Origin of the sequence: Christiangramia aquimixticola (assembly GCF_048285835.1) — a bacterium.
GTDB classification, from domain to species: domain Bacteria; phylum Bacteroidota; class Bacteroidia; order Flavobacteriales; family Flavobacteriaceae; genus Christiangramia; species Christiangramia aquimixticola.
In genome coordinates, this window is the sequence record NZ_JBLVTL010000006.1 from 104738 (window position 1) to 131420 (window position 26683).

The window sequence follows — 26683 nt, forward strand, 5'->3', positions numbered from 1 at the left end:
ATACAGATGAGGATTTTGAAGCTTAAATTAGATTAAAAATTGCTTGATGGCGTCGTACTCTAATTATCAGTATTCTCCAGGCCGGGCCTTATATTATAAGGCTAAGGAAATAATGATTTTATCCAGGCATATCTCAGATTATATTTTGCCAGATATCGCTGTTCTTAATGAAAAGGGACATGAAGATTCGATGGTTTATTGTACCGGAGATATTATTAGATATTCAAATTCACTTATCCCAAATATAGAGAAAGCCGAAAATGAATTCTTTCAGGATTCCAGAACTCAGTATGTCTCTGCGATTTCTAATCTTACCGAAAGGCTTTCACGAAACTGCGAAAGATTAGAAAATGTGAACAGCAACGGAAGGGAATTTGTCAGGATTTTAAGGAAGGAAATTCAGAAATTTAAAAGATTACAAAAAACCTGGCGACTAACCTTGTAACCAGAAAAAATAAAACCCGGAGCTTTCACTCCGGGTTTTTTATTGTCTATCAACTTAGAAATTACATATTTCTTCGGTATTGACCTCCTACTTCAAACAAAGCATGGGTTATTTGCCCTAAGGAACACACTTTGGTAGCTTCCATCAATTCTTCGAAAAGGTTCTCGTTATTTACAGCTGCCTTTTTGATCTTTTCAAGGCTTTGATCTGCTTTCGATTCTTTTGCTTTATGCAGGGTTTCCAAAGTTTTGATCTGGTTTTCCTTTTCTTCTTCTGTAGCACGAATAACTTCTCCCGGTGTTACTGTTGGTGAACCGGTTGAACTAAGGAAGGTATTCACTCCAATAATTGGATAATCTCCGTTATGTTTTAAAGTTTCATAATAAAGGCTTTCTTCCTGGATCTTTCCACGCTGATACATGGTTTCCATAGCTCCAAGCACTCCACCTCTTTCGGTAATTCGGTCAAACTCGGTCAGAACTGCTTCCTCAACCAGATCGGTTAATTCTTCAATTATAAACGATCCCTGGATCGGGTTCTCATTCTTGGCCAGTCCAAGCTCTTTATTGATAATTAACTGAATTGCCATCGCTCTTCTAACTGAAGCTTCAGTTGGAGTTGTAATCGCCTCATCATACGCGTTAGTATGCAGGGAGTTACAGTTGTCATAGATTGCATACAATGCCTGTAAAGTCGTTCTGATATCATTAAAATCGATCTCCTGGGCATGAAGTGATCTCCCTGAAGTTTGGATATGATACTTAAGCATTTGTGCTCTGGAATTAGCACCATATTTATCTCTCAAGGCTTTTGACCAGATACGTCTTGCAACACGACCAATAACAGCATATTCTGGATCTACCCCGTTTGAGAAGAAGAAGGAAAGGTTTGGACCAAACTTATTAATATCCATCCCTCTGCTTAAATAATATTCTACATAAGTAAATCCGTTAGCAAGAGTGAAGGCTAACTGTGTTATAGGGTTCGCTCCGGCTTCAGCAATATGGTACCCGGAAATTGAAACCGAATAGAAGTTTCTAACTTTTTCTTCAATGAAATATTCCTGAACATCTCCCATCAATCGCAAAGCAAATTCCGTAGAGAAAATACAGGTATTTTGCGCCTGATCTTCCTTTAGAATATCTGCCTGAACGGTTCCCCGAACCACGCTAATAGTATCTGCTTTAATTTTTTCATAAACCTCTGCAGGTAAAACCTGATCTCCGGTCACACCAAGAAGCATTAAACCTAATCCGTTATTTCCTTCAGGTAGTTCTCCTCGATATTTAGGTCGTTCCAGGCCGTTATCATCATAAAGCTCTTTAAGCTTTGCTTCTACTTTATCTTCAAGACCATTTTCTTTTATATACTTCTCACAATTCTGATCAATGGCTGCATTCATAAAGAAACCGAGCAACATTGGCGCCGGACCATTTATGGTCATACTCACAGAAGTCATAGCATCTGCAAGATCGAATCCTGAGTATAACTTTTTAGCATCATCAAGACAGCAGATCGATACTCCCGAATTCCCGATCTTCCCGTAAATATCGGGTCGGTGATCCGGATCGTTACCATATAAGGTCACCGAATCAAAAGCAGTGGATAAACGTTTTGCAGGTAAGCCCTGACTCACGTAATGGAAACGCCTGTTCGTTCTTTCAGGCCCACCTTCTCCCGCAAACATTCTGGTAGGATCTTCACCTGTTCTTTTAAACGGATATAATCCGGCGGTATAAGGAAATTCTCCCGGAACATTTTCCTGAAGACACCATCCCAAAATATCACCCCAGGCCTTATACTTAGGTAAAGCTACTTTTGGAATTTGAGTATGGGAAAGCGACTCTGTATGAGTTTCAATTTTGATCTCTTTATCACGAACTTTAAAACTATAAATAGGATCTCTGTATTTCGTTACCTTCTCATTCCAGGCCAGGATCATCTCCCAGTTATATGGATCAAGGTCCATTTTTACCTTGTCAAATTCGGCAAAAAGAAGCTTAAGGAAATCTGACTGACCATCTTCAGCAACCTCATAGATCTCATCCTGATCTATTCCGTTTTTACTTAAATATTTATGCTGATCTTCTCCAAATTCGGTTTTGATACCGGCAACAGTCTCAATGGTCTTATAAATTCCATAAAGCCTTTGCGCCACCTCTACCTGAGTTCTCGCTTTTTGATCGTAAGCTCTGTTATTTTCAGCGATTTCAGATAAATATCTGGTTCGGTTTGGAGGGATCACAAAGATCTTCTCACTCATTTCCTTAGAGATCTCAAAGGTTGAAGTAAGTCCGGAACTGGTTTTCTCCTCCACCTTATCCATGATGCTTTTATAAAGCGTATTCATTCCCGGATCGTTGAATTGAGAGGCAATAGTTCCAAAAACCGGAAGAGTTTCAGCATCGGCATGCCATAATTGATGGTTGCGCTGATATTGTTTCTTTACATCTCTTAAGGCATCCTGAGCGCCACGTTTATCAAATTTGTTAATAGCCACCAGATCGGCAAAATCAAGCATATCAATCTTTTCCAGCTGGGTAGCCGCACCAAATTCCGGCGTCATTACATAAAGAGAAACATCAGAATGGTCCAGGATCTCGGTATCACTTTGTCCAATTCCTGAAGTTTCAAGGATTATTAGGTCATATTGAGCAGCTTTTAATACATCTACCGCTTCAGCTACATGTTTTGAAAGAGCAAGGTTTGCCTGACGGGTAGCAAGGGAACGCATGTAAACCCTTTTATGATTGATAGAATTCATTCGAATTCTATCTCCAAGCAGTGCACCACCGGTTTTTTTCTTCGAAGGATCCACAGATACTATCCCGATATGTTTTTCCGGAAAATCCATTAGAAATCGGCGTACCAATTCGTCCACCAAACTGGATTTCCCTGATCCACCTGTCCCGGTAATTCCAAGAACAGGAGTATTTTTAGTTTCAAATGATTCCTTATCGAAATATTTATCGAACTCTTCATGCCTGTTCTCGGCAAGAGAGATCAATCTGGAAATCGTATTTACGTGGCGATTTTGAACATTTTTAGAAACATTCTCAGTATCCTGAAGATCCGGAACTTCATTGTCTACACGCTGGATCATATCATTGATCATCCCTTGTAGTCCCATTTCCCTTCCATCATCCGGAGCATAAATCCTGTCAATCCCGTAGTCCATCAATTCCTTGATCTCCTCCGGCAGGATAACTCCTCCACCACCACCAAAGATCTTGATATGTCCGGCTCCTTTTTCTTCCAAAAGGTCATGCATATACTTAAAGTATTCGGTATGTCCTCCCTGATAAGAAGTCATGGCAATGGCCTGCGCATCTTCCTGAATCGCACAATTCACAACTTCCTCTACACTACGGTCATGACCAAGGTGAATCACCTCAACACCGGTCGCCTGAATGATACGACGCATAATATTAATGGCTGCATCGTGACCGTCAAACAGTGAAGCTGCAGTTACAATTCTTATTTTATTTTTAGGTTTATATGGGGTTTGTTGTTCCATTTCTAATAATTAGAGGTTTTAAGAGCTGCAATTTACGAAAATTGTAAAATTTCTAAGCTTTCAATAGGAATAGTATAGTGGAAAGTATGCAATTGTTTTAAACCTAAAATTTGCTTTTTCACCAAGTGTTTTCGGTTTAAAAAAATTCCAGGCTTATTTAAAACCAGCAAGCCATTGCAATTTTAGTATTATTATAACGCTTAGAAAAAGGCTCTATTAAGAAGAGCATTTATATTTGAGAAAATCCATTCCCATGAAAAAATTATTTTCGGTCTTTGCAATTCTAATTTTTAGCTCGTGCGCAGAACTCCAGCAGATCGCTACACAAATGCCGGGGCCTTATTCGGTATCTGAAAATGATATAAATTCCGGCCTAAAGCAAGCTCTGCAATTTGGAATAGAAAAAGAAGTTACAGGACTTGCCAGTGAAAATGGTTTTTTCGCCAATGAACTTGTTAGAATAACACTCCCGCCGGAACTTCAAAAGGTAGATAAAACGCTTCGGGATGTAGGGCTGGACAATCTTGCCGATAAAGGTCTATTGGTACTTAACCGCGCTGCCGAAGATGCCGTGGGAGAAGCAATTCCGGTTTTTGCCAAAGCGGTAACCGAAATCAATTTTAATGATGCCCGGAATATTTTACTAGGAAGCGATGACGCCGCAACTACATATCTTTCTTCCAAAACCAGAACTGAATTATATGGAAAATTTAATCCCATAATTACCAATTCTCTGGATAAGGTTGGAGCCACGCAAGTATGGGCAAACATAATTGAAAGGTATAATGCACTTCCCATTACCTCAAATGTAAATCCAGATTTAGCCGATTATGTTACCGGGGAAGCACTCGAAGGTGTATTTTTTATGATTGCCAAAGAAGAAAAAGACATAAGAAATAACTTACAATCCAGAACCACAAATATCCTGAGAAGGGTTTTTGCGCTTCAGGACAATTCCTAAAAAGCTAATTTTCTCTTATATTTTTAACACAATTCACTGATTTTAAACCACTTTTTAAATCAAGCTTAACTGTGCATTATAATTATGTATGATAAATGAACCTTAGTTTTGTAAAGTGATAATGCGGAGGAAACCGGGTATATAATTGAGAATATGTTTAGAATTTTTGATAATAAAACAAGAGAAGAACGCCTTTGTGAAAAATACAGCAGGCTAATGGAACAGGCTTATAAAATTGCTTTAGTAGATAAAGAGAAAAGTGACCAGCTTAATTCAAGAGCAAATAAGATATTGGCAGAAATCCGCCGGATGAATAGCCGACTGGTGGAGGAAACTAGGAATGCAAACTCTTAAAGTAATCCATTGCTTTAATTAAACGGCTACCATACCAGCTAAAGTATTCACCATCCACAATAAGAACCTCATCGGCAAGGCCGGTAAAAATCTCCTTATGTTTTTCTTCAAATGGGAAAGGTTCTGAAGAAAGCAGACAAAGATCTAAAGTTTTGTTTTTCAATTTTTCCAGAGAAATTTCCGGATACCGGGCTTTTGAACAGATGTTCTCAAACTTATTTAGCTGAAGCATCTTATCTATAAAAGTCCCTTTACCAGCTATCATCCAGGGTTTTTTCCAAATAAAGTACGCCACTTTCTTTTCCCTTGAATTCTCAACAACTTGCTGCAGGTCTTTTACCTTTTCGTCTATTCGCCGGTTAAGATCTGAAGCTTTCTCTTCACAGTCAAAAATTTCACCATACATCCGGATCAATTCAGCATTATCTTCAAGATCACTTATATCACTACAATGTACCGGAGCGATTGTCATGAGCTCTTCCACCATCTCTTTGGTATTCTCTTCCTTATTACAAAGTATAAGATCCGGTTTCAGCTCTCTTACCTTTCTAAAATTTACTTTTTTAGTACCTCCAACTGCAGTTTTTGAATCACGCAGACTTGCCGGATGAACGCAAAAGTGGGTAATTCCAATTATAGAACTTTCAAGACCAAGATCTACCAAAAGTTCAGTTTGACTTGGTACAAGGGATATGATACGTTTTGGAACGGTTTCAAGTTCAATTTCTCTATGTAACTGATCCTGAAATTTCATGAAGGAAATTTAAAGTTTAGCTAATTCATCAGCCATCTGGTTCTGAACAGATTCAGCCATAGCCGCAGCAATTTCAGCATAATTTGAAGAATCTGAAGCGTAGATTATCTTTCGGGATGAATTTACAAGCAGCCCAACATTCTTAGTTAGTCCGTATTTACAAACCTCTTCAAGACTTCCACCCTGGGCACCAACCCCCGGCACAAGCAGGAAATTTTCAGGAACGATCTTCCTTATTTCCCTTAGATATTCTGCCTTGGTTGCTCCCACCACATACATTAGATTTTCAGAATTATTCCAGGTTCTGGAAGTTTTAATAACCTCCTTATACAATTCCTGATCTCCAATTTTCTTAGTTTGAAAATCAAATGCTCCTTCATTCGAAGTTAGCGCAAGTAGAATTGTATGCTTATTGGTAAAGTCCAGGAATGGCTCAACGGAATCCTTACCCATATAAGGGGCGACAGTAATGGAATCAAAACCAAGATCATCAAAAAATGCCTTAGCATACATTTTTGATGTATTCCCAATATCACCTCTTTTCGCATCTGCGATTGTATAAATTTCGGGATATTCAGAATGTAAATATTCAATGGTTTTCTTTAAAGCCTTCCAGCCACTTACCCCAAGAGCTTCATAGAAAGCGATATTTGGTTTATATGCCACGCAATAGGAATGCGTTGCATCAATGATGGCTTTATTGAAACTAAAAACAGGATCTTTTTCAGATAATAAATAAGTTGGAATACGGTCAATATCTGTATCCAGCCCTATACATAGAAATGATTTCTTTTTAAATATCTGTTCGGTAAGTTCCTGTGTAGTCATGTGCAGGTTTTGAATAAGAGTTTATTCGGTTAAGCTAAAAATAATTCGGCATAAAACAACATTCCCCCGAATCAGATTCGGGGGAATTAAGAGTTATTTAAAGTATATCTGAATTCTCTTTCAGTTTTTCTGTGTTTTCAGCAAGCTGTAATTCGTCGATGATCTTTTGAATGTCTCCATTAATAATGTTTGAAAGATCATACAGGGTAAGGTTGATCCTATGATCTGTCACCCGGCTTTGCGCATAATTGTAGGTTCTAATCTTCGCACTACGGTCACCACTGGAAACCATAGAATTTCTTTTAGCGGCATCTGCTTCCATTTTCTTGGCCAGCTCCTGTTCATATAATCTTGACCTTAGTACGCGGAAGGCTTTCTCCTTGTTCTTATGCTGAGATTTTTGATCCTGACATTGAGCTACAAGTCCGGTTGGCTCGTGAGTCAATCGCACCGCAGAATAGGTAGTGTTCACAGACTGACCTCCAGGACCAGAAGAACAGAAATAATCTATTCGAACATCTTTTGGATCGATCTCCACATCGAATTCTTCAGCTTCCGGCAACACCATTACCGTAGCGGCTGAGGTATGTACTCTTCCCTGAGTTTCGGTTTGAGGCACACGTTGTACACGGTGAACTCCCGCCTCGAACTTCATGGTCCCATAAACATCTTCTCCGGAAACTTCAAAAATCATTTCCTTGAATCCACCACTGGTACCTTCACTAAAATCTACAATATTATGTTTCCAGCCTCTGCTTTCCACATATTTGGTATACATACGGTAAAGATCCCCTGCAAAAATACTGGCCTCATCTCCTCCGGTTCCACCACGAATCTCTATCACCACATTCTTGGAATCTTCCGGATCTTTAGGGATAAGCATCATTCTTATCTTTTCCTCCAGTTCTGGAAGTTGTTTCTTGGCTTCGTCCAGCTGCATTTTGGCCATTTCGGTCATTTCAGGATCACTCCCATCTTTAATGATCTCTTCGGCTTCCTCAATATTACTGGTCAAGCTTATATATTTCTCACGCTCATCCATTAGAGCCTTGAGGTCTTTATATTCTTTATTTAATTCGATATATCGTTTCTGGTCTGAAATTACATCCGGCTGAATAATAAGATCGTTGATCTCATCAAAACGCTGCTTTACGATATTAAGTCTATCTATCATATACTCGCACTGAATTTAGGTTAGCAAATTTACGATTTTTTGCATGATTATAAAGAGAAAGCTTTAAAGGCTTTAGAAGACAATTAGAAAAGTTTTAAAATCTGAAAAATTCAGTAATGCAGTTAGTTTTCGTCATCTGAAAGCTGTGGAATTTTCACAGCTTCAGGTTCGATATCCTGTGCCGTATAAGCACAAAAGGCCAGCAAAAATGCAATTCCAAGAATGTTGGAAAATCGATCGATAAAGAAGAACCCATTAAAACCTAAATAATAGGCGATATAATAGGTAACATCTGAAAAGATAAGCCCAAAGCTTGCGATTACCAGAAAGAAGGATTGCTTTGTTGCAAAACGACTATGATAAGAAAACGCAAAGGCTGCCTGAGCCAGTAAAGCAATTCCAAATAGATAGAATAATGGCTGGAAGGTACTGCTCTGCATAGCCTCCGGCACAGACTCCACCATAATAGAGATCAGGTACACATTAATACTTATAACAAACAAACTAATCAGGCCAGTAAAAGCGCTTAGCTTTAGCCGATGAAGAAATGGATATAAATAAGCAACCATTAAAAAATATGCAGTAATTCTGGTGATATATGTAAGCGCCGTAAACTCTATTTGCTCGTAAAACACCAGAAAAATATCACATAGGGTAAAGAAGATGAATACTGCCAGGAATATCTTATTCAAATAGAACCTTAGCGCATAAGCCACCAAAAACACCAACATAGTTCCGGTTCTAAAATACCTTCCCGGAATGTCCCCGAGATAATACATCCCTAAAAAATTAAGGATCAATAATAAAAACACTAAAATTTTAAACCAGGATGGCATGATGGTGTAGGGTTACCAATATTTTTACCGGCTGATGTGTTAGCTATAATTAAAAACTCCGTGTTCGCTATTAATGGTCAGACTTTTTGAATTGGAAGCTTCTACACTTCCAATAATCTGAGCATCAATATTAAACGATTTGGAAATTTCAATTACCTCTTCAGCATATTTTTCTTCAATATACAACTCCATTCTGTGACCCATGTTAAAAACCTGATACATTTCCTTCCAGTCGGTTTTACTTTCTTGCTGAATCAGTTTAAAAAGAGGCGGAGTTTTAAAGAGGTTATCCTTAATAATGTGAAGTTTATCAATAAAATGAAGGATCTTGGTTTGGGCTCCTCCACTACAGTGAACCATCCCATTTATCTTATCACTTCCCAGCTCGGTTAAGATCTTTTTGATCACGGGCGCATACGTTCTGGTTGGTGATAGCACCAGCTTCCCGGCATCAAGCGGACTTTCATCCACGGCATCGGTTAGATTTTTGGTTCCGGAATAGATAAGTTCATCGGGGATAGCACTATCAAAACTTTCCGGATATTTTTCTGAAAGGTCTTTTGAGAATACATCATGTCTTGCAGAAGTAAGTCCGTTACTTCCCATCCCGCCGTTATATTCCTTCTCATAACTCGCCTGCCCGAATGAAGCCAGGCCTACAATTACATTTCCGGGTTTGATATTGGCATTATTGATCACTTTGTCTTTTCGCATTCTTGCTGTAACCGTAGAATCAACAATAATGGTTCGAACAAGATCCCCAACATCGGCCGTTTCTCCTCCGGTGGAATGAATCTCCACACCAAATTCTCGTAATTCTGAAATCAGTTCTTCAGTACCATTTATTATAGCTGAAATTACTTCTCCCGGGATAAGATTTTTATTTCTTCCAATTGTTGAAGAAAGCAGGATATTATCTGTAGCTCCAACACATAGAAGATCATCAATATTCATAATAAGCGCATCCTGAGCAATTCCTTTCCAAACCGAAATATCTCCGGTTTCCTTCCAATACATATAAGCCAAAGAAGATTTTGTACCAGCCCCATCGGCATGCATGATAAGGCAATGATCATCGCTTCCGGTTAAATGATCTGGAACGATCTTACAGAAGGCTTGAGGAAAAAGGCCTTTATCCACATTCTTAATGGCATTGTGAACATCCTCTTTTCCAGCTGAAACACCTCTGCCGGCATATCTTTTACTTACTTCTTTACTCATGGCTTATTGCTTAAAGGTTTCAAAGATAAATAGTTTCGAGGGTACTAATAAAATATATGAAGGATTAAAATAAAAAACCACGCTTCGCAGCGTGGTTTTTTTATCAAAATGTTATTGTTAACAGATTGTTATCTGGTAAATAGCAATTCTCTGTATTTTGCCAATGGCCAAAGTTCGTCGTCCACAAGCAATTCAAGTTTATCACAGTGGTATCTAATCTCTTCGAAATAAGGTTTTACATCGTCACAATATGCAATTGCTTTCTCCTCTGCATCCTCAATTTTATTGGCAACTTTTCTTGCCTCGATCATGGCATTCACATTAGAGTTGATTTTCGCAATATGAGCAGAAATGCTTTCCAGGATCTCTAATTGCTCCTTAGCATGTCTGGTATATTCCTCACCATAGATATCTTTTAATCCTTTTACATTCTTGATAAGGATATTTTGGTATCTGATAGAAGTTGGGATAATGTGATTTCTTGCAATATCTCCAAGAATACGACCTTCGATCTGGATACGCATTGCGTATTCTTCAAGTTCGATTTCATGACGAGCCTGGATCTCAGTTTCATTCATTACTTCCAACTCTTTGTATAAAGCGATGGTTTCTTTTTTAACCTGTGCTTTTAAAGCGATTGGAGTAGTTCTGTTATTACTAAGGCCTCTCTTTTTAGCTTCTTTTTCCCAGGCTTCCCCGTATCCATCTCCTTCGAAACGAATCTTTTTAGATTTTTTGATGTATTCTCTAAGAACGTTGAAGATGGCATCATCCTTCTTCATTTTCTTGTCCTTGATCAACTTGTCAACTTCAATCTTAAAGTCCTTAAGCTGCTTAGCAACTATACTGTTAAGAACAGTCATAGCTCCGGCACAGTTTGCAAGGGATCCAACAGCACGGAATTCAAATTTATTACCTGTAAAGGCAAAAGGTGAAGTTCTGTTTCTGTCGGTGTTATCCAGTAAAATTTCCGGGATCTTTCCAACTACATTCAGCTTAAGATCGGTTTTTTCCTGTGGAGAAAGTTTCCCGTCAGTCACTTTTTCAAGTTCGTCAAGAACCTTGGTTAACTGAGATCCAATAAATACTGAAAGAATTGCTGGCGGTGCCTCATTTGCTCCCAATCTATGATCATTCGATGCACTGGCGATAGCTGCTCTTAACAATTCTTCATGATCGTAAACTGCTTTGATAGTATTTACGAAAAATGTAAGGAATTGTAAGTTCTTCATTGGAGTTGATCCGGGAGAAAGTAAATTCACTCCGGTATCTGTAGCCAGTGACCAGTTATTATGCTTACCACTTCCGTTAATTCCGGCGAATGGCTTCTCGTGCATTAGCACGCTTAAATTATGTCTTTCCCCAACTTTCTTCATCACATCCATGATAAGTGAGTTGTGATCTACGGCAAGGTTGGCTTCTTCAAAAATTGGAGCAAGCTCAAATTGATTTGGAGCCACCTCGTTATGTCGTGTTTTTACCGGAATTCCAAGCTTCATACATTCGATCTCAAGATCCATCATATAAGCAATGGCTCTTGATGGAATTGATCCAAAGTAATGGTCATCCAACTGCTGACCTTTTGCCGGAGAATGACCTAATAAGGTTCTTCCCGTCAATGAAATATCCGGCCTTGAAGCAACCAGCGCAGAGTCAATAAGGAAATATTCCTGCTCCCATCCAAGAGTAGCATTCACTTTTTTTACATTCTTATCAAAGTACTTTGCAACATCGGTAGCGGCCTGGTCAATTGCCTGCAAAGCTCTTAATAAAGGTGTTTTATTATCTAATGCCTCTCCTGTATAGGCAACAAAAACTGTAGGAATACAAAGAGTGGTCCCCCAGATAAAAGCCGGAGATGTTGGATCCCAGGCGGTATAACCCCTTGCTTCAAAAGTATTTCTAATTCCTCCATTCGGGAAACTTGATGCATCCGGTTCTTGTTGTACTAATTGGCCTCCTCCAAACTTTTCGATTGCAAGACCATCACCAATAGGCTCAAAAAATGAATCATGTTTCTCTGCAGTAGCCCCTGTTAATGGCTGAAACCAGTGAGTGTAATGAGTAACTCCTTTAGAGATTGCCCATTCCTTCATTCCGGTAGAAATATGATCGGCTACATTCCGGTCAATTTTTTTCCCGGTTTTCATTGCCTCAATAACATTGGTATATGCCTCTTTGGTAAGAAACTGTCGCATTACAGCCTCGTTAAAGACATTACTGCCAAAAATCTCCGATCGCCTTTTAGGCTCTTCGATCTTTAAAGGCTTCCTGTTTAAAGTTTCTTTTAAAGCTTGAAATCTTAAAGTTGACATAGTTGTATTTTAATATTTAAGTAGTTGATTTTTGATCGTAATAATCATAATCCTCTGGATTATAAAAATTAAGTTGCGAAGATATGACTATTGCATCAAAATTAGATGGGTTTTTCAAAAAAATATAACTTTCCACAAACCTACCCCTATTTTTTATAGGGGGTATAAATATTTTAACCTTATTTTAATATTTGAAACCCTAATCAGGGAAGGGTTTAAGATGAATTTAATAAGTGTTTGGCGAATTAATCCGAAATGAGAGAAATATCATTAAATCGCTTAAAGAAAAATTTAACCTGATATATGTACGGAAGTACTGCGAAAACTCAGAAGAGAGTTTTTTTTTCGACTTTTATTATTCTGAAAGATCTTATAAGGATAAAATTTTCAGCTCAATAAGAAACTCGAAATCGCCAAGCTATTTTGTTTATAGCACAGCAGAAAATTTTAATTCTGAATAAGAGTTTTTCCTCCTTCAGAAATAATTAAATAAGGCCGGGAAGATTTACTAATTAAATAACAGTAAGAATAATGAATACGGAGTAAGCTAATAAGAGGGCGAAACCTTCCTTACGACCAAGTTCCGAAACTTTAGGAATTAATAACATTGGCAATAAAACAAAGGCAATCCCCAGCATCCAGAACATATCATTGGTCAAAATTTCACCAGACTGAATCACGATAGGCTTAATTATAGCAGTAAGACCAAGCACCGAAGCTATATTGAAGATATTGGAGCCAATAAGGTTTCCAAGGGATATGGCTTTTTCCTTTTTCATTGCTGCGATTAAAGAAGCGGCAAGTTCCGGCACACTGGTTCCAATGGCAATAATAGTCACGGATACTATTCGTTCACTAATCCCAAGCTGAGTAGCAAGGTCCACTGCTCCCATTACCAGTAATTCTGAACCTCCCCATAATGCGAAAATTCCAATTAACAACCACATGGTCATTTTAAAGCCACGTACCTGCCGTAGTGATTCATCTACCTCTTCCACTATAACTTTATCCTTTCGCCGCGATCTTTTAATGAGAATAAATAAATACAGAACAAGCCCAAGCATTAGAGCTCCCCCTTCAATTCTCGTTAATTCATTATTACTTAAAAGGAAAAAATATAGTAGAATGGAAAAGACCATCATTATAGGCCAGTTTATCCTGTAAAAATCGCGATCTACAGTAATTGGAGACACCATAGCGGTTAATCCCAGAACCAAACCTATATTAGCAATGTTTGAACCTATTACGTTCCCAAGAGAAATATCAGAAAAACCATCGATCGCTGCCTGTAAGCTTACCAGAAGTTCCGGTGCGGAAGTGGCAAAAGAGACCACGGTGAGCCCAATCACCATTCGGGAAATATTTAGTTTAAGGCTAAGTGCAACAGAGCTTCTAACCAGAAACTCTCCTCCAATTACCAGTAAAACAAATCCAATGAGTAAGTAAACAATGCTCATATCTCAATTTTTGGCGAAGATATAGGTTTTGATACAAAATACGGTACAAAAGCCTTATGGCCCTGTTAGAACTTTTATAAAGTTTGGGCTATACTAAGACTGATTTCTCCACCTGGATTCATAATACAATAAGTTTGTATCTTTGGAAGAACTTGAAACTACTGATGAAGAAGAAAGTATTTAAAATCTTATCCAGGTTAAATAAAAAAGTACTGCCCAGTTATTCCAAAAAACGACTGGATCTTCAAAAGGCCACTAAATTCCAGATGGCTGTAATAGGCTGGAAATTATGGGTAACAAAAAATTCTCTGGATTAATATTCTATCAAAGAATGTACGTTGTAATTATTAAGTTTCTCACCTCCATTTAAAAAGAGTAACTTCACAAGGAAATTACAGTAAACCACTTCTCCCCCACATCTTTCTATAAGATTGCAGGTAGCTTTCGCCGTCCCTCCAGTCGCCAGGACATCATCATGCAATAAGATTTGCTCCCCTTTTTTAATGGCATCGGCATGAATTTCCAGAGTATCCTTTCCATATTCCAGATCATAACTCTCAGTATGCGTTTCCGCGGGAAGTTTACCGGGTTTTCTAACAGGAATAAACCCAACATTGAGCTCCTTGGCCAGTAAAGTTCCAAAAAAGAAACCTCTGGATTCAATTCCAACAACTTTGTCAATCCTCATATCCTTCAATTTCACCACAAATTGCTGCAGAGCAAAGTTGGTAGCTTCCGGTGATAACAGTAATGGTGTTATATCCTTATAGGTAACCCCTTCTTTGGGAAAATCCTTTATATCCCTTACATAGTTTTGTAAATCCATCTTCGTTTTGCTATTTAACCAATTCTTATTTCTAGTAAGCATCGCAATTTCTAAAAATTTACGCACTACCAAAATTCTTTAAGTTTAAACCTTATACTGCTCCCGAAAGATCCTGCACACTCTGCTTTCTTTTAATTTAAAGCATTTGCATCCATTTAATTTTGTTTTGCGTCAATAGAGATTCATGTCATTGAATATCTTGAAAAGTGAAATTTTTTAAGTGGAATGATTATGAAGTATTTAAAGTTAGGAGAGGATATTTATACTCCCCAAAACTGCGACCAACCTTTAAAAGATGCATCAGAGATTAACTTTAATTATTATATTTCTACCAGAGTCAAGGATGAAATAATCGATCTCGATGTCACTTCAAAAATTTTCCATAAAAATGAAGTATATATAAGAAAGTCCTGCTACAGGATTAAAATGGGACAAATCGAAGATTGTGTAAAACTGAATATTCTGGACCATATGCAAAACCTTGGAGTTCCTGATTCAATTATTCCTGAATCATTAAAATCTGCCGCTTCCCTCTAAAAATATATTCAACAAATATACATATTCGGGAAACCCGCCAACCGTCCTTAATTTATTTCTTTACAATTTTTTTTGCGCCCCTTTTCTCTCCTTAATATTTGCTTATTCTCGCTTTTAAAACTTAAGATAGAAGCTTTAACACCATCTTAAACTTTTATTAAAAAATTAGTAAATGTTTAGGGTCAGGGGTAAATTGCACGTAATATAGAGAATTAGCGTAACCACTATATTCTCGATCGTAAATATTACTTACTATTTGGTGTTTTACTAATTCTCTACCAACAAATTATGTCTCACCCAGTTAAGTCCGAAAAGCTTTTACCATCAGAATTTAAAAACAGTGATTATAAGAGATTTTTAAATGATCTACCCATTCCCATTTTAATTTGTAATCCAAAAGGGATAATTAAATTTTTTAATACCTCCTTTTGTGAATTATCATCGAAACCAATTGAAGTAGGTAATTCAATTTTTGAAAATGGGATAATTTCATTTTTAGATGCTTTAGGAAACCAAATACCTGATAAGGATTCCCCTTTAACTAAGGTTATAAAAGAAGGAAAAGCGCAGCCGGATCTAAAGGTTTTTCTGAGTAAGACTGATGACATCCCTCATGTGATGAGCACCCGGATTTACCGGGATGACAATAATAATATAATTGACTACCAGTTTAGTTTTAAACAACACAGTCCATTTAAAAAGATTGCCCTAAAAAAGAATACGCTTTCAGCCATAGTTGAATCGTCCAATGATGCTATTATCAGTAAAAACCTTGATGGAATTATAACCAGCTGGAATAAAGGAGCAGAAAAGATTTTCGGATATACAGAAAAGGAAGTTCTTAATAAACACATTAGCATCTTAATTCCGGAGAACCGTCTTCAGGAGGAACAACTTATCCTTGGAACGGTAAAAAGTGGTAAATCCCTGGATCATTTTGAAACTGTAAGGGTAGCCAAATCCGGAACAAAAATTCCATTATCACTTACCGTTTCTCCTATTAAGGATGATTTTGGTAAAATAATTGGCGCCTCCAAGGTGGCAAGAGATATTTCAGAAAGATTAAAAGGAGAAGAAAAACAGGCGAGACTTTCAGCAATCGTGGAATCCAGTGATGACGCCATTATTAGTAAGGATCTTTGCGGAATAATTAAGAGCTGGAATATAGGAGCTACCAGAATATTTGGCTATAAAGAAGAAGAAGTACTAGACAAATCCATTACCATCCTGATCCCAAAAAACCGTCTTCAGGAAGAAGAACATATATTAAGCAATATACATTCCGGGAAGCGTATCGAGCACTTTGAAACAATTCGGGTAAGGAAAGACGGCACAAAGATTCCTGTTTCTCTAACCGTTTCTCCAATTAAGGACAGTAAAGGAAATATAATTGGCGCATCAAAAATTGCCCGAAATATTGAGGAACAGGTTAAGTCCAAAAAGAAGATTGAGAACTTCGTTGAAAAGTTGAGAATTCTTAATTCTGTTGGAAAAGACATTTCTTCCAAACTTGATATAGAAACAGTTTTACAGAAAGTAACTGATGCTACCACAAAACTGTCCGGAGCAAAATTTGGAGCCTTTTTCTATAACAAAGAAAAAGACACCGGTGAAAAACTGGTATTATACACCCTATCCGGTGCTCCAAAAGCAGCAGTAGAAACCTTTGGAAAACCGAGGTATACCGAATTTTTCGAACCCACCTTCACCAATCAGGAAATTGTAAGACTTGATGATATTACTAAAGATTCCCGATACGGGCAGGAACCTCCTTTTCAATGCATGCCTTCAGAAAATTTGAAGGTCACAAGTTATATGGCAGTTCCGGTTATATCTAACTCAGGTAACATAATTGGCGGATTAATTTTTGGACATCCAGACAAAGCCAGGTTCACTAAAGAACATGAGATTATGGTTAGGAATATCGCATCTCAGGCCGCGGTAGCTCTTGATAACTCCCAATTATTTGAAAGAGTTATTTCTTTAAGTGAGAAAAAGGACGAATTTATTGCCCTGGCCAGTCACGAACTTAAAACTCCGTTAACCACAATTAAAGGGTATTTACAGATCCTTGAAAAAAAGATAGAAGAACCTTCCTATAAGCGATTTTTAACCAAAACCATTGTTCAGGCCGATCGATTAAACACCTTAATTGACGACCTGTTGAATATGTCCAGAATTGAAGCCGGAAAACTTGAGTTTAATTACGAGGTTTTCGACCTGAGGGAGATGCTGCAGGATTTGGAAGAGACTTTTAATTACAGTGAAAGCAGTCATAAACTAATAACCAATCTTGGAGAGAAGCCTTTGATCATTAATGCCGACAGGCAACGAATAGAACAGGTCCTTAATAACCTATTAAGCAATGCTGTAAAATATTCTCCTCATGCAGATAAGGTTTATTTAGAATTGACTCATAATAAAAACAAAGCCATCGTTAGCGTAATAGATGAAGGTTTGGGATTAAATCCTGAGCAACAGAAAAAGGTTTTCAGCAGGTTTTATCGTGCCGAATCCACCAAGGGAATTAACGGTCTTGGTTTGGGATTATATTTAAGTCAGCAAATAATTGCCGCACATCAGGGGGAATTAGCTGTAGAAAGTGAGGTTGGAAAAGGATCAAAATTTTATTTTAGCATCCCGTTGAATATTAACGAGAATTAAAATCTACCCGTTTTAACAAAACCAATTGGGACAAAAAAACAGAGGATTATATATTTGTAGTAATTAAAGTTGGAAATGAAGAAGATTTTTTTGGTAGAAGATGATCATGGATTAAGGGATCTTATTTCTTTTCTTTTAGAAGATAAGGAATATGATGTCGAAGCTTTCCCTAATGCCACTTCTTTCGAAAAAAGGATCAATAATGAGCAACCGGATCTTATTTTATTAGATATTATGCTCCCTGATGGAAACGGAGTTGAATTATGTAAAAACCTGAAGAACTCACAGGATAAAAATGAGGTTCCAATTGTACTAATGTCTGCTCATGCAGACCCCTCCATTGCCGATGATTCCGGCGCCAATGATTTTATTAAAAAACCATTCGATATCGAAGAGCTTTATAGCCGATTAGAAAAGTACTGAATTAGAATTTCAATTTTTCTTAGAAAGCGATTAAGTCTTTCAACTTCCAGACTGCATCCTTGAATTTTAGCAGAAATTTAACCCTAACCTGAAGGGTTAATTACAAAATTCTGTTTCGGTTAAAATTTCACCAAACCCTCTCCTCCTATTCATTCTCTTTTAAACAAAGGGCTTATCCCGTTGTTGTTCACGATTTTATAGCCACAAATAATTTTTTAATAACAGGTTTAAGAGTTAGAAATGATATATTACTTTTGCACAAAATTTAATAACACAACACAAATCAAACATGAAACGACTATTAGTGCTATTTTCTTTAGCAATTCTAAACATCCTCACTGCTGAGGCTCAGGTTACCACAGCAGAGATTAGCGGAGAAGTTTTCTATGAGGGGAACAATCCACTTCCCGGAGCGAATGTTACTGCCGTTCACACACCTACAGGTACAACTTATGGTGCCGTAACAAATTTTGACGGAGGCTTTAAACTTTTAAACCTGCGAGTAGGTGGACCCTACAAGATTTCTGTTAGTTACGTTGGATTCAAAACTTCAGTTCTTGATGGGATCCAGTTAAATCTTGGACAAACTTACAATGTAGACATCGAAATGGTTTCAGATGCTACACAACTTGATGCAGTTGTTATTACCGCATCAAAAAATCAGGTCATCAATAGTGATCGTACGGGAGCTGAAACCAGTATTGGAAGCAGAGAATTAAAAGCTCTACCTACGATTTCAAGATCGGCAGCAGATTTCTACCGTTTAGAACCTACTGCTTCCAGCAATGGATCTTTTGGAGGAAGAAACGACCAGTTTAACAACTTTAGTCTAGATGGATCTATCTTCAACAACCCTTTTGGATTGGATGCAGCTACCCCGGGTGGACAAACAAACGCGCAACCTGTATCTCTTGATGCCATAGACCAGATCCAGGTTTCTACCGCTCCATATGATGTAACTCAGGCTGGATTTACCGGAGCTTCTGTAAATGCAGTAACCAAGAGTGGTACTAATGAATTTAAAGGAACTGTTTACGGATTCTACCGTAATCAGGACATGACCGGAGATAAAGTTGCCGGTGACGATATTCTTGTACCGGACCTTAAACAAGCACAATATGGTGCCAGTATTGGTGGACCGGTTATTAAAAATAAATTATTCTTTTTCGCTAACTTCGAGAAAGACGATAGAGAAGATCTTGGATCAAACTTCGTAGCTTCAAGACCAGGTTTAACCGGATCTAACGTATCTCGTGTATCTGCAGAAGATCTAGAGTATGTTTCCACTCAACTTGGAAACTTAGGATACGAAACAGGCCCATACGAAGGTTACACTCATATTACAGAGTCTAACAAAGGTATTTTTAAGTTAGACTGGAATGCCAGCCAAAATCACCGTGTTGCATTTATCTATAACTTCCTTAATGCATCCAGAGACCTTCCGGCAAACCGTGAAGCGATTGGACGTAGAGGACCGGATTTAACAACTCTTCAGTTCAGAAATTCAGGATACAGAATCAATAATAACATTGACTCTTTCCTACTTGAATTAAACTCTAACTTTGGAAATAACATTTCCAACAAGTTCCAGGCTGGATATACTTTCTTTGACGACAGCCGTGATCCTTTCTCAAATCCTGCACCTCCAATCAACATTATGGAAAACGGAGTGCGTTACATCGTAGCAGGTCATGAGCCTTTCTCTATCAATAACACTTTAAAGCAGCATGTTTACCAGATCACAAACAATATGAACATTGTTTCCGGTAACCATACTTTTACTTTAGGAGCAAGTTTTGAGAAATTTGAATTTGACAACTCTTTTAACTTAGGTCTTTATGACTATTACGGTGGCGCAGATCAGGGTCATTACCCAATAAGCACTTTCTTTGATACTTTCACAAGCGTAAGAGGTGGAGCAGGAAGTTTTGAAGATGCTGTAAACAATGGAACTCTTGCAGCAGCTTTAACTAACGCTCAGAGTGTTTATGATACTAACAATTCAAACGGATCTTGGGCATTAGCCGAAACAAATGTTGGTCAGCTGGCATTTTACGGGCAGGATAAATGGAAGATTAATGATGATTTCACGTTTACATATGGTCTTAGAGTAGATCAGCCATTATACTTTGATACTCAGGATAAGATCAAAGAAAATATCGAGAGAAGTGCCGGTGGAACTTTCCCTGACGGAAACTACCAGCCAGGTATTACTTACTTCGACGAGAATGGAAATCCTACTAAACTTAACAGTTTAGATTTACCATCCAAAAAACTATTGTTCTCCCCAAGATTAGGATTTAACTACGATGTAAAAGGTGATAATTCTTTCCAGATTCGTGGAGGAACAGGTGTATTTACCGGTAGATTACCATTCGTATGGATTGGTAACCAGGTAGCTAACCCTAACTTCTTCTTCTATACTACTTCAGCGCCTGATTTTAAATATCCTCAGGTTTGGAGAAACAGTTTAGGATTGGATTACAAATTTGAGAACGGAATCCTTGCAACTACAGACATTATCTATACTAAAGATCTAAATGCACAAATAGTTAGAAACTACGGATTATCTACTCCTTCTGGAAACCTTAATGGTGTTGATAACCGTGTGATCTATACAGATGCCGACAGATCCAAAAATGAGTTTGGTGGAGTTACAAATGCATATGTATTCTCTAATACAGATGTCGGATACTCTTTCAACTGGTCAGCTAAACTACAGAAGACTTTTGATAACGGATTGTATGCAAGTGTTGCTTATAACTACTTAAAAGCTGAAGACGCAAGTTCACTGGATGCAGAAATTTCAAGTGATGCTTACGACAGAAACCCGGCTATTGGAAACGTAAACGTCGCCAGAAGCACAAATTCAAGATACGGTGACAAGCATAGAATTGTTGGACAATTGAACAAATCCTTCAGCTACGGAGACCGTAAGCAGTGGAGAACTTCTATTGGTGCATTCTATGAGTACGCTCAGGGAGGTAGATTCTCTTACACCTATTCAGGAGACATCAACAATGATGGATCTGTATTAAACGACCTTATCTATGTTCCAACTCAGTCTGAACTGGCTTCGTATAGATTCACAGGAGATGAGCAGGAACAAGCTGAACAACGTGCGGCTTTAGATGCATTCATCGCTCAGGACGAATATCTAAGCGGACGCAGAGGTGAGTATGCTGAAAAGTATGCTGCTCTTAGCCCATGGAGAGGACGTTGGGATGTTAAATTCCTTCAGGATTACGATATTAAGGTAGGAGAAACTAAAACGAATACTATTCAGTTTAGTTTAGATATTCTGAATTTTGGAAACTTATTGAATTCTGACTGGGGAGTTATTCAAAGACCGGTTAACGACCAGCCAATTGGTGTAACTGTTGATGAAACCAATACTCCAGTTTACAGCTTTGATAAGTCTCAGAAAAGAACCTTTGGTAATGACTTTAGTTTAGATTCAAGATGGCAGGCCCAGGTTGGGTTACGTTATATCTTCTAAGGTAATTCACTCTTATAATTTAAAACAGCCTCTTTATGAGGCTGTTTTTTTTTGAAAATTATTTATGTAACCTGGTTTACGCTTAAACCGAAAGATTCATTTTAAATTTGCTTACCCAAACTAATTTTGATGGCAGAGGAAAATATTCAATTAGGCCTTAAAGAAAACTGGCAACAGTTTGTTATTCTCGTTATAATAAATGCCTTTGTGGGCGCTATGATTGGTCTTGAAAGAACAATTTTCCCGGAGTTCGCAAGTCTTGAATTTGGAATAGCCTCAAAAACTGCCATCCTATCTTTTATTATAGCTTTCGGGATTACAAAGGCCATTGCCAACTTTTTCGCCGGAAAACTGGCAAACCGAATAGGCCGTAAAAACCTTTTACTCGCAGGCTGGTTATTTGCCATCCCGGTGCCTTTTATTCTTATAAATGCTACTCACTGGAACTGGGTAATTTTTGCCAATATCCTTTTAGGAATAAATCAGGGATTGACCTGGAGCAGCACGGTAGTGATGAAAATAGATCTGGTTGGAGAAAAGAATCGTGGCCTGGCAATGGGCCTGAATGAATTTTCAGGTTATTTTGCAGTTGGATTTATGGCATTTCTTTCAGCTTATATTGCTGACAGATACGGCATCACGCCTTACCCCTTCTACCTTGGAATTGGCATTTCTATCCTGGGATTTTTAATCACGCTATTAATGGTAAGAGACACCAAGGTATTTGTCAAAAAAGAACATGCCAGCAACGATAAAGGAGAACTCGTAAATATTTTCCTGGAAACCACTTTCACCAATAAAACATTAAGCTCTGTTACTCAGGCAGGACTTGTAAATAATTTGAACGATGGGATGATCTGGGGCCTACTACCCATCATTCTCCTTTCCTTTAGTTACAGAACAGAAAATATAGGGATCATTGCCGCAATCTACCCCACGGTATGGGGAATTGGGCAGCTGTTCACCGGGAAAATGTCTGATGTATATTCAAAAAAGAAAATGCTCTTTTGGGGGATGCTTGCTCAGGGACTTGCAATTTTATTAATTCCTTTCACCACCGAATTTTTCCTGCTTGCCATCCTTTCAGGATTATTAGGACTGGGAACCGCTTTGGTTTACCCTACTTTCCTGTCTACTATTGCCCAGGTGACCAATCCGCAGCAAAGAGCAGAAAGTATTGGCACTTTTAGACTCTGGCGAGATCTGGGTTATGCCATTGGGGCGGTGATATCCGGGATCACGGCAGATCTTTTTGGAGTTACCTATGCTATCCTGTTGATAGGTTTCATCACCATCATCTCATCCCTGATTATAAAAATAAGAATGCCGAAGATCTGATACCATCTTTTATAATGATTGAAAGCCCCCTCGCCAGCAGGGGGCTTTTTTTATTGTTTTTGGTTTCATATTGAACAAATTAAAAAACTTAGAATTTACAAATAACTGAAAATCAGTATATTTAAAATAACAACCAACTAAATCCAACATTATGAGAAAGATCACTCCACCTGATCTAAGAACTCCTGTGAGTTCTATTTATCTTTTAGTTTTTGTAGTAATTGCACTATTTACTGCCTGTAAAAATGAAAATCAATCGGCTACCGATTCTGATGAAAAAGCAAATGAAACAAAAGTCCAGGTTTCAGAAGAAAAGAAGAACAAACCGATAAAGGTTCTCACTAAGGCAATGGATTTTAACATGCCAGATGAAATTCCTTCCGGCTGGAATACCTTTCGATACGAAAACCGGTCTAATGAGATTCACTTCTTCATTTTTGAGAAATTACCAGATAGTATCACGATCAAGGAATACAAAGAAGAGCTGATCCCTCCTTTTAAAAAGGCCTTCGGCCTGATGAATGAGGGGAAAACAGAAGAAGGCATGAAAGCCTATGAAAAGATTCCAGCCTGGTTTTTTAAGGTAGTATTTTCCGGAGGTTCCGGGCTACTTTCTCCAAAACGGACTTCTGAGACCACCATTAATCTGGAACCGGGCCTGTATGCTATGGAATGCTATATTAGAATGCCCGATGGCACTCCTCATGTTTTTATGGGAATGCTGAAGGAAATTAAAGTGACAGAAAAACAAAGCAAACAGGATGCTCCAGAAGCCGATCTAAACATTTCAATTTCCGGCACCGAAGGAATCAAATTTGACCGGGAGAAGGTTTCAGCCGGCAGTTATACTTTTGGAGTTACTTTTGAAGATCAAAAGCTTTACGAAAACTTTGTAGGCCATGACGTGAACCTGGTTAAAATGGAAGAAGGCAAAGATGTGAAGGTTTTGGCAGATTGGATTGACTCTGCCAATATCAAGGCATTTAGAACACCGGCGCCTGAAGGTTTTGAATTCCTGGGAGGTTCACAGGAGGCCCCTGCCGGAACCACCACTTATTTTACCGCCAATCTAAAACCGGGACAATATGTTCTGATTTCTGAAACACCTAAAGCTATTGAAAGAAATATGCTTAAAACATTCGTAGTATCAAATTAGAACTACTCCTCGTTGATAATTAATTAAAAAAAAGCCTCGTAGAGAGGCTTTTTTATTTGATCAATTTCTACTGGCTCATTTTTTCGGCCTTTTTACCTATTTCCTCTACCTGCGTGGGATAGGGTTTTTCTTTTAATGTTCTGGCCAGATGGGTCATATTATGAGCCATAAGCAACATCATATTATTGGTGAATTTATGTTTATCTCCTTCCGCTTCAATATAACTTGGACCGGGTCCTGCCTCTCCAACATAATAGCAAAATCCATTTACGGGAATACTAAAGCCCTGTTCAGAAAGGTCAAACACGATACTTGAAATTGCTTTCTTTGCGCCATCTTCATTTCCATCTACCATCACTCCGGCAACCTTATTATAAGTCGGCATTTGGCCGTTTGTTTCATTGGCTTCCGTCATTATACCGTCCATTCGCTCGTTAACCAGTTTGGCTACCGCACTCCTGTCACCTCTCCAGATTGGAGTGGCAATTATCAACATATCTGCTTCTTTTATTTTATTCAGAATTACTGGCCACTCGTCTCCTTCACCTTCATCTGAAGTATTTCCAAATTTTACGTCATAGTCCACAATCCGAACAACTTCAGCTTCAACATCCAGTTCCTTAAAAGCCCCAATTGCATTATTTATAAATGCTTCGGTATTTGAAGTTTCAGGTGATTTTTTCAGTGTACAGTTTAGAAATAGTGCCTTCATTTTTTCCATGTTTTTTTCTTAACCTAATTAAAATCAGAAACAAAGGTAGTTAAGAACTGGTTAAATAATAAGTAATAGGCTTTTCTTAGACATTTATGAGAGTGGACTTCCTGAAAAATTTCCTTTTAACTATTTTTCGGGTATGATAGACAGAATCAAAACCCTTGAAATAACCTCAAGACAACTAGACCCGGGAAGTATTCAGAAAGAAGAATGGGATGCTCAGGTTTTTAAATATGCCCATACCTTTTTAAATAATATCGAAGAAGAAAAAGCTTACCATCAGCCAGATTCAACTAATTCTGGTATGCCTGAAGAATTCGATGTTCAGGAAGAAGCTTCTGGATTACCTGAATTATTAGAAACAATCACAACACATATCGATAATACCGGAATAAACCCGGCCTCAGCAGGGCATATGGGATACATTCCGGGTGGAGGCTTATATCCCTCAGCCCTGGGCGATTATATTGCAGCAGTGAGCAATCGATATGCCGGAGTATTCTTTGCTGCACCCGGAGCAGTAAAACTGGAAAACAGGTTACTTAAATGGATGAGTGATCTGATTGGTTTTCCGGCCAGCGCTGCAGGAAATTTAACCTCCGGAGGATCTATAGCCAACCTGATTGGCCTGGTAACTGCCAGGGAAGCAAAGGGATTGAAGGCCCGGGACTTTGAACGCGCAGTAATTTATTTATCTGAACAGGCTCATCATTCCTTGCAAAAGGCCATTCGTATTGCCGGCTTAAATGAAGCAACTTTAAGATATATTCCACTAGATGACAAACTGAGGCTAATTCCGGAACGCCTTCAGGCACAGATCGAACAGGATCAACAAAATGGTTTGATCCCATTTTTTATCAATAGCTCCCTGGGAACAACCAATACCGGAGCTATAGACCCCATTGATGATATAGCTGAAATAGCCATAAAATTTAAGCTCTGGCACCATATAGATGCAGCCTATGGTGGCTTTTTTAAACTTGTACCTTCTCTTTCCGAAAAATTTAAGGGCGTAGAAAAGGCCGACTCTATCACTTTGGATCCTCACAAGTCTTTGTTCCTACCCTTTGGAACCGGAGCGATTCTGGTAAAGGATAAAAAGTTTTTACTCGCTGTGCATCATTATCTGGCAGACTATATGCAGGACACCCATGCCTCTAACCAGGAGCTATCCCCTGCTGATATTTCCCCGGAACTAACCAAACATTTTAGAGGGATGCGATTGTGGCTGCCTTTGAAGTTATTTGGCTTAAAACCGTTTCGGGCTGCGCTCGAGGAAAAGTTATTGCTGGCTAATTATTTTCATCAGGAAATTCAAAAAATTCCAAATTTTGAAGCAGGCCCGGAACCTCAACTCTCCGTAGCTACTTTCAGATATGTACCTGAAAATTCAGATCCAAATACGTGGAATGCTGAACTATTGGAAGCTTTAAGAAAAGATGGGCGCATCTTCCTTTCCTCTACCAGTATTAACGGAGTTTTCTGGATTCGGGTGGCAATATTAATTTACCGCACTCATCTAAAAGATATCCAGTTGCTTTTAAAATTAATTCAAAACGAAACCGGGAAATTGGAATCGAGGAATAAGCAGGTTTATAAGGGAAATAAATTTCAATAGATTGAATAAAAAAAAGTCCCAATAAATATTGGGACTTTTTGCTTT

21 protein-coding genes are annotated in these 26683 nt (G+C 38.3%); 11 read left to right on the forward strand and 10 right to left on the reverse strand.

The features are described from left to right. The first annotated feature begins 46 nt into the window (after positions 1 to 46). On the forward strand, positions 47 to 445 hold the full coding sequence (locus ACNKXV_RS12465) for a hypothetical protein (RefSeq protein WP_417908069.1): 399 nt from the start codon (positions 47 to 49) through the stop codon (positions 443 to 445). 61 nt (positions 446 to 506) lie between these two features. Here ACNKXV_RS12465 and ACNKXV_RS12470 read toward each other — a convergent pair whose 3' ends face one another. After that, positions 507 to 3962 (reverse strand): methylmalonyl-CoA mutase family protein, encoded by a 3456-nt coding sequence (locus ACNKXV_RS12470; RefSeq protein WP_417908070.1) that lies wholly within the window; start codon positions 3960 to 3962, stop codon positions 507 to 509. A gap of 253 nt (positions 3963 to 4215) precedes the next feature. On the opposite strand from ACNKXV_RS12470, the gene ACNKXV_RS12475 reads away from it, so the two are divergent. Next, positions 4216 to 4923, forward strand: coding sequence for a DUF4197 domain-containing protein (locus ACNKXV_RS12475; protein ID WP_417908071.1), 708 nt, complete (start codon positions 4216 to 4218; stop codon positions 4921 to 4923). Positions 4924 to 5076: 153 nt separating this feature from the next. Beyond that, positions 5077 to 5277, forward strand: a complete 201-nt coding sequence (locus tag ACNKXV_RS12480; RefSeq protein ID WP_417908072.1) for a Lacal_2735 family protein — start codon at positions 5077 to 5079, stop codon at positions 5275 to 5277. Here ACNKXV_RS12480 and ACNKXV_RS12485 read toward each other — a convergent pair. The 7 genes from ACNKXV_RS12485 to ACNKXV_RS12515 all read right to left on the reverse strand — a co-directional run bounded on the left by ACNKXV_RS12485 (position 5258) and on the right by ACNKXV_RS12515 (position 13862). After that, complete coding sequence (locus ACNKXV_RS12485) at positions 5258 to 6031, reverse strand: ABC transporter substrate-binding protein (RefSeq protein ID WP_417908073.1); 774 nt, start codon at positions 6029 to 6031, stop codon at positions 5258 to 5260. The two genes, ACNKXV_RS12480 and ACNKXV_RS12485, sit on opposite strands and share 20 nt — an antisense overlap. A gap of 9 nt (positions 6032 to 6040) precedes the next feature. Beyond that, a complete protein-coding gene (gene pyrF, locus ACNKXV_RS12490) occupies positions 6041 to 6859 on the reverse strand; it encodes an orotidine-5'-phosphate decarboxylase (RefSeq protein ID WP_417908074.1) in 819 nt (272 codons plus the stop codon). Between the two features lie 97 nt (positions 6860 to 6956). Continuing rightward, positions 6957 to 8033, reverse strand: a complete 1077-nt coding sequence (prfA, locus tag ACNKXV_RS12495) for a peptide chain release factor 1 (protein ID WP_417908075.1) — start codon at positions 8031 to 8033, stop codon at positions 6957 to 6959. A gap of 122 nt (positions 8034 to 8155) precedes the next feature. After that, positions 8156 to 8812 (reverse strand): hypothetical protein, encoded by a 657-nt coding sequence (locus ACNKXV_RS12500; protein WP_417908076.1) that lies wholly within the window; start codon positions 8810 to 8812, stop codon positions 8156 to 8158. Between the two features lie 96 nt (positions 8813 to 8908). Next, entirely contained in the window at positions 8909 to 10090 is a 1182-nt protein-coding gene (locus tag ACNKXV_RS12505) for an AIR synthase related protein (RefSeq protein WP_417908077.1), read from the reverse strand. Between the two features lie 128 nt (positions 10091 to 10218). Continuing rightward, positions 10219 to 12405 carry a glutamine synthetase III family protein gene (locus ACNKXV_RS12510; RefSeq protein WP_417908078.1) on the reverse strand — a complete coding sequence of 729 codons (2187 nt, stop codon included), beginning with the start codon at positions 12403 to 12405 and terminating at the stop codon, positions 10219 to 10221. A gap of 512 nt (positions 12406 to 12917) precedes the next feature. Beyond that, positions 12918 to 13862 carry a calcium/sodium antiporter gene (locus ACNKXV_RS12515; RefSeq protein ID WP_417908079.1) on the reverse strand — a complete coding sequence of 315 codons (945 nt, stop codon included), beginning with the start codon at positions 13860 to 13862 and terminating at the stop codon, positions 12918 to 12920. A gap of 164 nt (positions 13863 to 14026) precedes the next feature. On the opposite strand from ACNKXV_RS12515, the gene ACNKXV_RS12520 reads away from it, so the two are divergent. Beyond that, positions 14027 to 14179, forward strand: coding sequence for an SsrA-binding protein (locus ACNKXV_RS12520; RefSeq protein ID WP_417908080.1), 153 nt, complete (start codon positions 14027 to 14029; stop codon positions 14177 to 14179). On the opposite strand, the gene ACNKXV_RS12525 is transcribed toward ACNKXV_RS12520, so the two are convergent. Then, positions 14176 to 14688 (reverse strand): adenine phosphoribosyltransferase, encoded by a 513-nt coding sequence (locus ACNKXV_RS12525; RefSeq protein ID WP_417908081.1) that lies wholly within the window; start codon positions 14686 to 14688, stop codon positions 14176 to 14178. The two genes, ACNKXV_RS12520 and ACNKXV_RS12525, sit on opposite strands and share 4 nt — an antisense overlap. 231 nt (positions 14689 to 14919) lie before the next feature. Between ACNKXV_RS12525 and ACNKXV_RS12530 the strand changes: the two genes are divergently transcribed. The 6 genes from ACNKXV_RS12530 (at position 14920) to ACNKXV_RS12555 (ending at position 24305) form a co-directional block, all read left to right on the forward strand. Continuing rightward, entirely contained in the window at positions 14920 to 15225 is a 306-nt protein-coding gene (locus tag ACNKXV_RS12530; protein ID WP_417908082.1) for a hypothetical protein, read from the forward strand. A 288-nt stretch (positions 15226 to 15513) separates the two neighbouring features. Then, positions 15514 to 17889, forward strand: coding sequence for a PAS domain S-box protein (locus tag ACNKXV_RS12535; protein WP_417908083.1), 2376 nt, complete (start codon positions 15514 to 15516; stop codon positions 17887 to 17889). 75 nt (positions 17890 to 17964) lie between these two features. Then, positions 17965 to 18312: a response regulator transcription factor gene (locus ACNKXV_RS12540; RefSeq protein WP_417908084.1), complete on the forward strand. Its 348-nt coding sequence runs from the start codon at positions 17965 to 17967 to the stop codon at positions 18310 to 18312. A gap of 289 nt (positions 18313 to 18601) precedes the next feature. Beyond that, positions 18602 to 21811 (forward strand): TonB-dependent receptor, encoded by a 3210-nt coding sequence (locus ACNKXV_RS12545; RefSeq protein WP_417908085.1) that lies wholly within the window; start codon positions 18602 to 18604, stop codon positions 21809 to 21811. A gap of 129 nt (positions 21812 to 21940) precedes the next feature. Further along, on the forward strand, positions 21941 to 23149 hold the full coding sequence (locus ACNKXV_RS12550; protein ID WP_417908086.1) for an MFS transporter: 1209 nt from the start codon (positions 21941 to 21943) through the stop codon (positions 23147 to 23149). Between the two features lie 151 nt (positions 23150 to 23300). Next, complete coding sequence (locus ACNKXV_RS12555) at positions 23301 to 24305, forward strand: hypothetical protein (protein ID WP_417908087.1); 1005 nt, start codon at positions 23301 to 23303, stop codon at positions 24303 to 24305. A gap of 67 nt (positions 24306 to 24372) precedes the next feature. Here the strand turns inward: ACNKXV_RS12555 and ACNKXV_RS12560 are convergent, their stop codons facing one another. Next, positions 24373 to 25017 (reverse strand): flavodoxin family protein, encoded by a 645-nt coding sequence (locus ACNKXV_RS12560; RefSeq protein ID WP_417908088.1) that lies wholly within the window; start codon positions 25015 to 25017, stop codon positions 24373 to 24375. Between the two features lie 142 nt (positions 25018 to 25159). Here ACNKXV_RS12560 and ACNKXV_RS12565 point away from each other — a divergent pair, with 142 nt between their 5' ends. Then, positions 25160 to 26638: a pyridoxal phosphate-dependent decarboxylase family protein gene (locus ACNKXV_RS12565; protein WP_417908089.1), complete on the forward strand. Its 1479-nt coding sequence runs from the start codon at positions 25160 to 25162 to the stop codon at positions 26636 to 26638. Positions 26639 to 26683: the final 45 nt, after the last annotated feature.